Genomic DNA, 11,525 nt, shown 5'->3' with positions numbered 1-11,525 from the left:
ACCGCAAAGGTCATACGCCGAAGAAGGCGTCGTGCAGCACCGCCTCCGTCAGGCTGGCGGACGGCCCGTCCCGGACGACCCTGCCCAGCCGCAGCAGCACGGCGCGCGGGGCGGCGGACAGGGCGCGGACGGCGCTCTGCTCGGCCAGCAGAACGGCGGTGCCCGACGCCGCTATGGCGCGGACGGCGGCGAAGACCTCGTCGGCCAGCTTGGGCGACAGGCCGAGCGAGGGCTCGTCGAGCAACAGCAGGCGCGGCCGCCCCATCATCGCCCGGCCAAGGCTGAGCATCTGCTGCTGGCCGCCGGACAGTCGCCACGCGCCCTCCCCGCTCTTGCGGGCGAGATCGGGGAAGAGGGCGAAGATCCGCTCGACATCGCGGGCGCGCTCGCGGCGGTCGTCGAGCCCGGCGACCTCCAGATTGTCGCGCACGCTCATGCCGGCGAAGACCCGCCGCCCCTCCGGCACGTAACCCAGCCCGAGCCGCACCCGCCGTTCGGTCGCCAGCCCGGCGAGGTCGATGCCGTCGAAGCGCACGCCTCCCCGCGCCGGCTCTCGCGTCGGAACGAGGCCGAGCAACGCCTTCAGCAGCGTCGACTTGCCGGCTCCGTTGGCGCCCAGCAGCGCCACCGTCTCGCCCGCCGCAACCGACAGCGAGACGGCCTCCAGCGCCGTGGCGCCGCCATAGGCGACGGACAGCCCCTCGACCGACAGCAGCGCGGTCATGGCGCTCCCCCGCCGAGATAGGCGGCGACCACGGCGGCGTCGCTCCGCACGCCCTCCGGCGGCCCTTCGTACAGCGTCCGCCCGCGGTCCAGGCAGACGACCCAGCCGGCCAGCGGCAGCAGGAATCCCATGTCATGCTCCACCACCAGCAAGGCCACGCCCTCCGCCGCCAGGGCGCGGAGGCGGGCGGCGAGATCGGCCTTCTCGGAATCGGTCAGCCCGGCCGCCGGCTCGTCGAGCAGCAGCACCGCCGGGCGCCGGGCCAGCGCCCGCGCCAACTCCACCCGCCGCCTCGACGCCGCCGGCAGATCGCGACACGGCCGTGCCGCAAGCTCGCCCACCCCCATGCGGTCGAGCGCCCAGCGGGCGTGCGACTCCGCCGCCGCGAGGTCGCGGTCGGACGCCAGCCGGGCGGCGGCCACCGCCTCCAGGGCCGTGGAGCCGTCCGGCAGGGCCGCCGCCTGGAAGCTGCGGGCCAGACCGGCGCGGGCCAGCCGGTCCGGGCGCGCGCCGGTGAGGGCTTGGCCGGCCAGCCATACCGTGCCGGCGTCGGGGCGCTCCAACCCGGAAATCAGGTTGATCAGCGTCGTCTTGCCCGACCCGTTGGGGCCGATCAGGCCGGTGATGGTGCCGGCCCGCAGGGTCAGCGACACGCCCTGCACCGCGTGGACGCCGCCGAAAGCCTTCGACAGCCCTTCGACCGACAGCGCCTCCCCGTCGCGCTTGCGACCGGGCGGGGGCTCCGTCGCGTCGGGGACGGGACGGGCACGGCGCGGGAACAGCCGCTCCAGCAGGCCGGTCAGCCCGTCGGGCGCCAGCAGGATGGTCAGCAGCAGCGCCGCGCCATAGACGATCAGGTAGCTGCGCTCCAGCGCGCGGAACCATTCCGGCAGATGGACCAGCAGCACGGCGCCCAGCACCGCGCCGGCCATCCGCCCGCGCCCGCCGACCACCGCGATGGTGAGGATGGAGACCATCACCGGGAACTCCAGCACCTCGGGCGACACCACCCGCTGGGTGTGCACGGCAAGCGCCCCGGCAGCACCGGCGAACAGCGCGCTGACGGCGAAGGCGGTCAACCGCAGCCGCCCGACGTCGAGGCCGAGCGTGGACGCCGCCATCGGGTCGTCGCGCACCAGCGTCAGCGCCCGTCCCAGCCGCCCGCGCGCCAGCCCCCAGCCGACGGCACCGCCCACCGCCACCATGGACCAGACCAGCGCCGCCATCGGCAACCCGCGCGGCACCGCCCAGCCGAACAGCACCACCCCCGGCACGCCGGGCAGCCCGTTGGCGCCGCCGGTCAACTCCGGTGCGTTGACCGCGAGCAGATGCAGGACCTGGGCGATGCCCAGCGTCGCCAGCGCGAAGTAATGCGATTCCAGCCGCAGCACCGCCAGCCCGACCGGCAGAGCCACCAGCAGAGGCACCAGCAGGGACAGCGGAAAGGTGACGGAAAAGCCCAGCCCGTAGCGGCTGCCGAGAATCCCGGTGACATAGGCGCCCAGCCCGAAGAAGGCACCCTGGGCGAGCGACAGCGCCCCGCCCAGCCCGAACAGGATCTGGAAGCCGAAGGCGGCCAGCGCGTACACCCCGGCGACGGTCAGCACCCGCAGCCCGTAGGGCGAGGCGAAGCCGACCGCGTGGACGAGCAGCGCCAGCGCGGCGAGGGCGAGGACGGCGTCGGCCAAGCGTCCGGAAAGCGAGGCGCGCATCTAGCGCTCCCTCCCCGCCCGGCTGCGTCCTCCCCCTCTCCCCCCCGGGGAGAGGGTCGGGGTGAGGGGGATGCGTGGCGTGGATTGTCGGGCCGGCGGGAACGTCGCGATCCATCCCGCAAGGACACCCCATGCCCCCCCCTCACCCCAGCCCTCTCCCCGGGGGGGAGAGGGGGCCGGTTCGCGGGGAAAAATCATGCCCAAATCGGCCTCACGCACGGCGGCGCACCGCTTCGCCGAACAGCCCTTGCGGACGGACCACCAGGATCACCAGCAGCGTCGCGTACAGCGCGCCCAGCGCCGCCGGGTAGGACAGCACCGACGACACCCCGACCTCGAACAGCGCGATCAGCAGCGCGCCGGCCACCGCCCCCGGCACCGAGCCCCAGCCGCCGACCGTCACCGCGATGTAGGCCTTCAGGATCAGATCGCCGCCCGCCGTCGGCGTGACGAAATAGCGGTTGGCGAGCAGCAGCCCGGCCGCCCCGGCGCAGGCCGCCCCGATGGCGAAGGTGGTGAGGATCATCGCCGTCACCGGCACGCCGCAGGCCCGCGCCATCTCCGGATCCTGCGCGGTGGCGCGCAGCCGCCGGCCGAGCTGCGTCCGCCCGAACACCCATTGCTGGGCACCGATCAGCAGGGCGGCGACGGCGACGATGGCGACCGACTGCTCAGCCACCGCGACCCCGCCGATCCGCCAGATGCCGTCGCCGAACAGCGGCGGCGCCACGCGCGGTTCCGGCCCGAACAGCACGGAGGCGCCATTCTGCAAAATGATGCCCACGGCGATGGTGCTGATGAACACCGACACCGGCGGGCGCCGACGCAGCGGCAGATAGGCCGCCGCCGCCAGCAGCAACCCCAGCCCGGCCATCAGCGCCAGCACCACCGGCAGCAGCACGATTCCCGGCAGCGGGATCAGCGGCGCCAGCGCCACCGCCAGCAGGCCGCCGGCCATCACCAGATCGCCCTGCGCGAAGTTCACCGCCGAGGTGGCGTTCAGCACCAGCACGAAGCCGAGCGCCACCAGCGCGTAGGCCGCCCCCAGCGCCACCCCGTTCAGCAGGAGCTGAAGCGCCGTCGCCACCCTACTTCACCACGCCCGCCACGTCGTCGTAGCGCTTGACCAGCGCCGGCACGCGGCTGGTGCCGTCGTAGCAGACGATCACCGCGGAATGGGCCATGTTGCCCTTGCCGTCCGACTTGTAGGTCATGGCGAGGCCGGCGTGGCTGCCGCCGGCCAATGCCTTGCGGATGTCGTCGGCTGTCGTCGCACCGTCCCGCACCGCCGCCAGCACCATCCTCATCCCGTCATACTGGCCGAGCGCGAAGGCGTCCGGCTCCTTGCCGAAGGCGGCGCGGTAGGAGGCGGTGAAGGCGTCCATCCCCGGCGACCCGCCGGAGATCGGCGACGCGGCGGTCTCCGCGCAGACTCCCTTCAGCTCGACCGGCTCCAGCAGCGCCGCCGTGCTCGGCTGGTGCATGGCGGAACCGGCGACGATGGGCAGGGTGACGCCGCTCGCCGCCGCCTGCTTCAGCAGCAGCGCGGTCGGCCCGGAATGCAGGTGCAGCACCAGCACGTCCGGCTTGGCGGCGAGCGCCTTGGTCAGCACCGGCAGCAGATCCTTGGCGGCCGGATCGACGCCCTCCTCGAACACCAGTTCCGCCCCCAGCGCCTTGAAGGCCGGCTCCAGATGGGCCTTGCCGCTCTGGCCGTAGGCGGTGGTCTGGTAGATCAGCGCCGGGCGCTTGCGGCCCAGTTCCTCCACCACGTAGCGGGCGTGGGCGGTCTTGGTCACGGCGTCGCCGGGGAAGAAGCGGAAGACCCAGGGGTTACCCTGCTCGGTGATCGAGGCGGTGCCCGACACGGTGACCAGCGGAAGCTTCAGCTCGGCCGCCAGCGGCAGCATCGCCAGCATCTGGGTGCCCAGCATGCTCGCCGCCACGGCGCCGACGTTGCCGTTGCCGGCCGCCCGCTCCAGCGCCGTGACCGCCGCCTCCGGCGAGGTGCCGGTGTCGATGACCTCGGTCTTCGCAGCCGCCTCCGTCAACGCCAGCACGGCGCCGTTGCGCTGGCTGGTGCCCTCCAGCGACAGGAAGCCGGTCAGCGGGACCAGCACCGGAAAGGACAGCGTCTCGGCCCGCGCCGGTAGCGCCGCCAGGAAACCGAGAGCAAGGAAAGCCGCGCGCCGCATGACCGAAAAACTCCTCCTGCACCGACGGGCGTGCCGGCGGGAGGAAGGCTGAACGGGACAACGGGGAGGCCGGTCGGAAGAAGGCCGGTCGGCCGGGTCGTTGGCGCGCTCGGCTCCCTTCGCCGGCATGACCCGGATCAGGTTCGATGGGTGTGGTCTCAGCCCGCCGTCAGACGGGCACCCCAGCCGTGAACGAGGGGCGAGAGTGTCGCCGCCCTCCCCGTCCTGTCAAGCGGTCCTGTCAGGCGCCGCGCCGCCGGTCCTTCATGGTTTCACGATGCAGGATGTAGAGCCCGCTGCCGATGATCACCATCGCGCCAGCCAGCACCGGCACGGTCGGCAGGTCGCCGAACACCAGATAGCCGAACAGGCTCGCCCAGACCATGCCGGTGTACTCGAAGGGCGCCACCACCGAGGGCGGCGCGCGGCGGAAGGCCTGGGTCATCAGCACCTGCGCCACCGCGCCCAACGCGCCGACCGTCGCCATCAGCCCCAGTTCCGTCGCCGAGGGCGGGATCCAGACGGGAACCGCCAGCACGCCGCTGACCACCGTCGTCGTCATCAGCAGGTAGATGACGATGGAGGCGGCGGTCTCGGTCCGCGACAGCCCGCGCACCGCCAGCGCCGCCAGCGCGTAGAACAGGGCGGCGCACAGCCCGACCAGCACCGGGACGACCGGCGCCCCGGTCGAGGGCTGGGCCATCACCACCACGCCGCCGAAGCCCACCAGCACCGCCGCCCAGCGCCGCCAGCCCACCGCCTCGCCCAGCAGCGGCCCCGACAGGGCGGTGATGAACAACGGCCCGGCGAAGCTGAGCACATAGACCTCGGCCAGCGGCAGATGCTTGAAGGCGTAGAAGAAGCAGCCCATCGACAGCAGCCCGGCGAAGGCCCGCCAGACATGCCCCCAGGGCCGCCGGGTCCTCAGCGCCGCCAGCCCGCCGCCGCGCGCCATCGTGTAGCCGCCGACCAGCAGCAGCGCCACAGCCGAACGCACGAACATCAACTGCGGCACCGGGTAGCTGGCCGACAGGAATTTGATGAGCGTGTCCATCGCCGCGAACAGCAGGATCGTCACCAGGAAGCAGCCGACGGCGTAGGGAACCGAATCGGCCTCGGCGGGCACCAGCTCGGCGCGTTTGACGGCTTCGGTCATCGATGGACTCGGCGGATGTGGGGAGATCGAAAGCTGCCCACATTATAGGCAAGCCGCATCGTCGCCCAATGCCGCAACCGCAGGTCAGCCCAGCGTCGCTCCCAGCCCCGTCAAGCCCGGCTTGTCACACCCGCTTGGCGATCAGCGGGCCGCGCGGCGGCGCGGTGTCGGCCACGGTGACGGCGCGCCGCAGGCGCGCCGCCGCCTCGTCGGCCTGCGCCTCCGTCCGCGCGTGGAGAATGGCGAGCGGCTGCGCGCTCGGCCCGCCCCCCGGCCCGACCTCCGTCCCCAGCCCGGCGACCGAATCGAGGCCGACCGCGAAGTCGATGGCGTCGGTCACCTTGGTGCGCCCGCCGCCCAACGCCACCACGGCCATGCCGACGGCCCGCGTGTCGATGGCCGCCACCCGCCCCGCCCGTTCGGCGAAGACCGGGCGCACCACCGGGGCGCGGTCGAGATGACGGTCCGGCCGCTCCAGCAGATCCGACGGCCCGCCCAGCGCCTGGACCATGCGGGCGAAGCGTTCGGCGGCGCGGCCGTCGCGCACGGAACGGTCGGCCAGCGCCCGGCCCGCCGCCGCGTCAGGCGCCAGCTTGGCCAGCGCCAGCAGCTCGCCGGCCAGCGCCACCGTCACCTCGTAGAGGCGCGGCTCGGCCGGCTCGCCGCGCAGGATGGCGAGGCACTCGCGCATCTCCAGCGCGTTGCCGGCACTGCGCCCCAGCACCTCGTTCATGTCGGTCAGCAGGGCCACCGCCGGCAGCTCGGCACCGACCGAGACGGTGACGATGCTCTCGGCCAGCGCCTCGGCGTCCTCGAACCGCTGCATGAAGGCGCCGGAGCCGAACTTCACGTCCATCACCAGCGCGTCGAGCCCGGCGGCGAGCTTCTTCGACAGGATCGAGGCGGTGATCAGGTCGAGCGATTCGACCGTCGCCGTCACGTCGCGGATGGCGTAGAGCCGCCGGTCGGCCGGGGCGATGTCGTCGGTGGCGCCGATCACGGCGCAGCCGACCTCCCTCACCACCCGGCGCAGCAGTTCGTTGTCGGGCTTGGCCCGGTAGCCGGGGATCGCCTCGAACTTGTCGAGCGTGCCGCCGGTGTGTCCCAGCCCACGCCCCGACACCATCGGCACGAATCCGCCGCAGGCCGCCAGCATCGGCGCCAGGATCAGGCTGACCTTGTCGCCGACCCCGCCGGTCGAATGCTTGTCGATCACCGGGCCGGGCAGGTTCAGCGAGCGCCATTCCATGACGGTGCCCGAATCGCGCATGGCGCGGGTCAGGGCGACGCGCTCGCCCAGATCCATGCCACGGAAGAACACCGCCATGGCGAAGGCCGCCGCCTGGCTTTCCGTCACCGACCCGTCGGTGATTCCGCGCACGAAGGCGGCGACGGTGGCGGCGTCGAGCGCCTGCCCGTCGCGCTTGGCCCGGACGATTTCCTGCGGCAGCATCGCTCAGTAACCCGCCACCGCCGCCGGGGCCACGCCATGGCCGGCCTCGGCCAGCAGAGCGTCGAGCAGGCTCGACGCGCCGAAGCGGAAGGTCTTCGGCGTCGCCCAGCCCTCCCCCAGGATCCCGTCGGCCAGCGCCAGGAACAGCGCCGCCCCGGCGGCGTCGCGGATGCCGCCGGCCGCCTTGAAGCCGACCTCCTTGCCCGATTCGTAGATGCTGTCGAGAATCACCGCCGCCGCCTCCGGCGTCGCCGCCGGCTGGGTCTTGCCGGTCGAGGTCTTCAGGAAGTCCGCCCCCGCCGCGATGGCGTCGCGCGCCGCCCAGGCCAGCAGGTCGGCGTCGGGGAAAGCCCCCGATTCGAGGATGACCTTCATCAGCGCTGCGCTGCCGCAGGCCTCGCGGCAGGCCTTCACCACGTTCATCGGCTGGGTGCGGGCGCCGTCGATGAAGGCGCGGTAGGGCAGCACCACGTCGATCTCGTCGGCCCCGTCGGCGACGGCGCGGCGTGCCTCGGCGGCGACCGCGGCGGCGTCGGCCTCGCCGGTCGGGAAATTGACCACGGTGGCGACCTTCACCGGGGTGCCCTCCAGCGCCTTGCGCGCGGTCGCGACGAAGCGCGGCCAGACGCAGACGGCGGCGACCGGCCCGACGGGGGTGACGGCGCGGGCGCACAGCGCCTCGACCGTGCGGTCGCTGTCGTCGCCGTTCAGGCTGGTGAGGTCGAGCATCCCGATGGCCCGGCGCGCCGTGGCGGCGTCGGACGGGGCGTTGGCGCAGGCGTCGAGCGCGCTTTGCAGGTCGGCAGGCAGCTTCATGACCGGGACCCGTCCTTTTCATGCAGGCGTTCAAGGAAACCGACCAGCAGCCGCTCCAGGTCGGAGGCGGCGGCCGAGGCGGCGCTCAGGGTCTGGTGATGGTCGACCGGGCCGTCGCCCAGCCCCACCCCCAGGTTGGTGATCACCGCGCAGCCGGCGACCCGCAGGCCGCAATGCCGCGCGACGATGCATTCGGGAACCGTCGACATGCCGACCGCGTCGGCGCCCAGCCGCTGCATCATCCGCACCTCGGCCGGAGTCTCGAAGGAAGGGCCGGGATAGGCGGCGTAGACCCCCTCCGCCAGATCGAGGCCGAGCGTGCCGGCCACGTCCCTCAGCAGGGCGCGGAGCTGTGGATCCCAGGCGTCGGTCATGCTGGGGAAGCGGTCGCCGAACGCCTCGTCGTTGGGGCCGGTCAGCGGATTGGCGCCCAGCAGGTTCAGATGGTCGCTGATGGCCATCAGCCGGCCCGGCCCGACATCGGTCCGCAGGGAACCGGCGGCGGCGGTCAGAACCAGCGTGTCGCAGCCGGCGAGCTTCAGCGCGCGGATCGCCGTCTTCAAGGCGTCGAAGCCATTGCCCTCGTAGGCGTGGACACGCCCCTGCATGCAGGCGACCTCGACTCCGCCGAGCGTGCCGACGACCAGCCGCCCGGCATGGCCGGCGACGCTGGGGACCGGAAAGCCGGCAATCTCGGTGTAGGGGATGGCGACGGAGCCGGCGATCCGGTCGGCGATGCCGCCCAGGCCGGACCCCAGCACGATGCCGACCCGCGGCCGGCGGCCGGAGGCGCGGTGGAGGATGTCCGCGGCGGCGCGGGCAGCGGTCATGATCGGCACTCCGGTCAGAAGGCTAAATTGGTGGGGCCGAACGAATGCGGCAACAGCGCCTCCAAAGTAAAGCTTCGGCGCAGACCAGCCGGGTCGCCGACATGGATCGGCGTGTCGGGAGCGGCGAACTCGCGGATGCGCTGCCGGCAACCGCCGCAGGGCGTGCAGAGTTCGTTGCCCGGTTCACCGCCGACCACGGCGATGGCGGCGATGCGCCGGTCGCCCGCCGCGACCATGGCGCCGATGGCCGACGCCTCGGCGCACTGCCCCTGCGGGTAGGCGGCGTTCTCGACGTTGGCGCCGACGAAGATGCGCCCCGACTCGCCACGGATGGCGGCGCCGACCTTGAAGTTGGAATAAGGGGCGTGGGCGTTGGCCCGCACCGCGCGGGCCGCCGCCATCAACTCATCGAAACCGTCCGCCATGGCTTCAGCGCTCCTTGACGTAGGGGATGCCGCTCGCCTTGGGGGCGATCGCCTTGCCGACGAAGCCCGCCAGCAGAAGCACGGTCAGAAGATAGGGAATGGCCTGGATGAATTGGACGGGAATAACGCCGATCCCCGGCAGGGGCACCCCTTGCAGCCGAACCTGCACCGCGTCGGTGAAGGCGAAGAGCAGGCAGGCGAACAGCGCCGGCCCCGGCCGCCATTTGCCGAAGATCAGCGCCGCCAGCGCCAGATAGCCCTTGCCCGCCGTCATGTCGCGAACGAAGCCCGCCCCGTGCCCGGTCGACAGATAGGCGCCGGCCATCCCGGTCAGCACCCCCGTCACGATCAGGGCCTGATAGCGCAGCCGCGTGACGGAAATGCCGGCGGTCTCGACCGCCGCCGGATTCTCGCCCACCGCCCGCAGCCGCAGCCCGAATCGCGAGCGGTACAGCACCCAGTGGGTCGCCGCCACCAGCGCCAGCGTCACCCAGATCAGGATGTTGGTGCCGTCGATCAGCTCGCGCCAGACGGCGCCCAGGACGGGAACGCCGGACAGCGCCTCCCCGCCCGGCAGTTCGACCGACGGCAGCCGCGCCGAGGAGGGCAGCTGCGGCGTCTGCCCGCCCTGCTGGAACCAGGCGTAGGCGAGCGACGGCGCCAGCCCGGCGACCAGGATGTTGATCGCCATGCCCGACACCACCTGGTTGCCATGGTGCGTGACGCAGGCGAAGCCGTGGACCAGCGCCAGCGCCACCCCGGCGGCGATGGCGGCCAGAAGGCCGAGCCAGGGGTTGCCGGTGGCCGAGGCGGCGGCGGCGGCGAAGAAGGCGCCGGCCAGCATCTTGCCCTCCAGCCCGATGTCCACCACCCCGGCCCGCTCGCAATAGAGCCCGGCGAAGGCCGCCAGCACCAGCGGGGTCGCCACCCGGATGGTGGCGCCGAGCAGTTGCAGGACCAGCAGGAGCGCGTCCTCCATGGCTCAGCCCCTTCCCGAATCGGCGGCGGGCGTGGCGCGGCGGCGGAACAGCGCCTCGATCGGCTGCTTGAACAGATTCTCCATGGCCCCGGCGAACAGGATGACGAGGCCCTGGATGACCATCACCAGCTCGCGGTTGATGGTCGGGTATTCGAAGGAGACCTGCCCGCCGCCCTGGGCCAGCACGCCGAACAGCAGCGCCGCCAGCACGATCCCGACCGGGTGGTTGCGCCCCATCAGCGCCACCGCGATGCCGACGAAGCCGACCCCGCCGGTGAAGTTCAGGATGATGCGGTGCTGCACGCCGAGGATCTCGTTGACGCCGACGAAGCCGGCGAGCGCGCCCGACAGCAGCATGGCGATGACGATGTTGCGCGACGGCGAGATGCCGGCGTAGACCGCCGCCCGCTCGTTGCGTCCGACGGTGCGCAGTTCGTAGCCCCAGCGGGTGTGGCGCAGGAAGATCTGGAACAGGACGCAGCAGGCCAGCGCCCACAGGAAGGACAGGTTCAGCGGCGAGGCCGGGATGGTCACGCCGACCCAGCCGAGCGCCCGCTCCATCGAGGGCAGCCACAGGCCGGGGTCGAACTCGCGGGTTTCCGGCGACTGGCTGCCCGGCCGGATCAGCACGTCGACCAGCAGCCAGGTCATCAGCGAGGCGGCGATGAAGTTGAACATGATCGTCGTGATGACGATGTGGCTGCCGCGCCTGGCCTGGAGCCACGCCGGCACGAAGGCCCAGGCCGCCCCGAACAGCGCCGAGGCGAGGATCGCCAGCAGAGCCACCACCGGCCAGGGCCAGCCGGTCAGCGCCAGAGCCACCAGGCCGGCGCCCAGGCCGCCGAGATAGGCCTGCCCCTCGCCACCGATGTTGAACAGCCCGCAATGGAAGGCGATGGCGACCGCCAGCCCGGTGAAGATGTAGTCGGTCGCGTAATAGAGCGTGTAGCCGATGGCCTCGGGGTAGCCGAGCGCCTCCGACAGCATCAGCGCCAGCACGTCGACCGGGTTCTCGCCGATGACCAGGATCACCAGCCCCGACAGCGCGAAGGCGACGGCGAGGTTCAGAATCGGCAGCAGCGCGTACCCGACCCAGCCCGGCACGGCGCCCGGCTGCCCCCATCCCGACCCGCTCGACCGCATGGCACCCCCGGACGTGAATCGCCGCCTTCGATCTTTAACCGCTGGCGTGCCGGATCACCAAGGAATTTCCGAGCCTTGGGAGACTGGGACGC

General features: G+C 72.5%; 11 protein-coding genes and 1 riboswitch. All 11 genes read right to left on the bottom strand.

The genetic code is table 11. From position 1 onward, the window contains the following. Positions 1-10: 10 nt before the first annotated feature. Complete coding sequence (locus J2847_RS13135) at positions 11-724, bottom strand: ABC transporter ATP-binding protein (RefSeq protein ID WP_209779387.1); 714 nt, start codon at positions 722-724, stop codon at positions 11-13. Next, a complete protein-coding gene (locus tag J2847_RS13130; RefSeq protein ID WP_209779386.1) occupies positions 721-2,436 on the bottom strand; it encodes a branched-chain amino acid ABC transporter ATP-binding protein/permease in 1,716 nt (571 codons plus the stop codon). Before J2847_RS13130 ends, J2847_RS13135 begins: the two co-directional genes overlap by 4 nt. A 211-nt stretch (positions 2,437-2,647) precedes the next feature. Beyond that, complete coding sequence (locus J2847_RS13125) at positions 2,648-3,523, bottom strand: branched-chain amino acid ABC transporter permease (protein WP_209779385.1); 876 nt, start codon at positions 3,521-3,523, stop codon at positions 2,648-2,650. Between the two features lies 1 nt (position 3,524). Beyond that, positions 3,525-4,631, bottom strand: a complete 1,107-nt coding sequence (locus tag J2847_RS13120; protein WP_209779384.1) for an ABC transporter substrate-binding protein — start codon at positions 4,629-4,631, stop codon at positions 3,525-3,527. Positions 4,632-4,728: 97 nt separating this feature from the next. Continuing rightward, positions 4,729-4,826: riboswitch (TPP riboswitch) on the bottom strand. A gap of 46 nt (positions 4,827-4,872) precedes the next feature. Continuing rightward, positions 4,873-5,787, bottom strand: coding sequence for a DMT family transporter (locus tag J2847_RS13115; protein ID WP_209779383.1), 915 nt, complete (start codon positions 5,785-5,787; stop codon positions 4,873-4,875). Positions 5,788-5,911: 124 nt separating this feature from the next. Continuing rightward, a complete protein-coding gene (gene deoA, locus J2847_RS13110) occupies positions 5,912-7,240 on the bottom strand; it encodes a thymidine phosphorylase (protein ID WP_209779382.1) in 1,329 nt (442 codons plus the stop codon). A gap of 3 nt (positions 7,241-7,243) precedes the next feature. Continuing rightward, positions 7,244-8,056 (bottom strand): deoxyribose-phosphate aldolase, encoded by an 813-nt coding sequence (deoC, locus tag J2847_RS13105; RefSeq protein WP_209779381.1) that lies wholly within the window; start codon positions 8,054-8,056, stop codon positions 7,244-7,246. Further along, the gene (locus J2847_RS13100; protein WP_209779380.1) at positions 8,053-8,886 is read right to left on the bottom strand and encodes a purine-nucleoside phosphorylase; all 834 of its coding nucleotides are present in this window, start codon (positions 8,884-8,886) and stop codon (positions 8,053-8,055) included. Before J2847_RS13100 ends, deoC begins: the two co-directional genes overlap by 4 nt. Positions 8,887-8,900: 14 nt before the next feature. Next, positions 8,901-9,311, bottom strand: coding sequence for a cytidine deaminase (gene cdd, locus J2847_RS13095; RefSeq protein WP_209779379.1), 411 nt, complete (start codon positions 9,309-9,311; stop codon positions 8,901-8,903). A 4-nt stretch (positions 9,312-9,315) separates the two neighbouring features. Further along, positions 9,316-10,290, bottom strand: a complete 975-nt coding sequence (locus J2847_RS13090; RefSeq protein WP_209779378.1) for an ABC transporter permease — start codon at positions 10,288-10,290, stop codon at positions 9,316-9,318. Between the two features lie 3 nt (positions 10,291-10,293). Then, positions 10,294-11,433 carry an ABC transporter permease gene (locus J2847_RS13085; protein ID WP_209779377.1) on the bottom strand — a complete coding sequence of 380 codons (1,140 nt, stop codon included), beginning with the start codon at positions 11,431-11,433 and terminating at the stop codon, positions 10,294-10,296. Positions 11,434-11,525: the final 92 nt, after the last annotated feature.

Source organism: Azospirillum agricola (assembly GCF_017876095.1).
Lineage (GTDB): Bacteria > Pseudomonadota > Alphaproteobacteria > Azospirillales > Azospirillaceae > Azospirillum > Azospirillum agricola.
The sequence above is the reverse complement of the archived record's forward strand: the minus strand, read 5'-3'. Positions and strand labels throughout refer to the sequence as shown.

Bases quoted from the DNA above. Each gene is read 5' to 3' on its own strand.
- J2847_RS13135 (WP_209779387.1), bottom strand. From the start codon at position 724: ATGACCGCGCTGCTGTCGGTCGAGGGGCTGTCCGTCGCCTATGGCGGC.
- J2847_RS13130 (WP_209779386.1), bottom strand. From the start codon at position 2,436: ATGCGCGCCTCGCTTTCCGGACGCTTGGCCGACGCCGTCCTCGCCCTC.
- J2847_RS13120 (WP_209779384.1), bottom strand. From the start codon at position 4,631: ATGCGGCGCGCGGCTTTCCTTGCTCTCGGTTTCCTGGCGGCGCTACCG.
- J2847_RS13115 (WP_209779383.1), bottom strand. From the start codon at position 5,787: ATGACCGAAGCCGTCAAACGCGCCGAGCTGGTGCCCGCCGAGGCCGAT.
- deoA (WP_209779382.1), bottom strand. From the start codon at position 7,240: ATGCTGCCGCAGGAAATCGTCCGGGCCAAGCGCGACGGGCAGGCGCTC.
- deoC (WP_209779381.1), bottom strand. From the start codon at position 8,056: ATGAAGCTGCCTGCCGACCTGCAAAGCGCGCTCGACGCCTGCGCCAAC.
- J2847_RS13100 (WP_209779380.1), bottom strand. From the start codon at position 8,886: ATGACCGCTGCCCGCGCCGCCGCGGACATCCTCCACCGCGCCTCCGGC.
- cdd (WP_209779379.1), bottom strand. From the start codon at position 9,311: ATGGCGGACGGTTTCGATGAGTTGATGGCGGCGGCCCGCGCGGTGCGG.
- J2847_RS13090 (WP_209779378.1), bottom strand. From the start codon at position 10,290: ATGGAGGACGCGCTCCTGCTGGTCCTGCAACTGCTCGGCGCCACCATC.
- J2847_RS13085 (WP_209779377.1), bottom strand. From the start codon at position 11,433: ATGCGGTCGAGCGGGTCGGGATGGGGGCAGCCGGGCGCCGTGCCGGGC.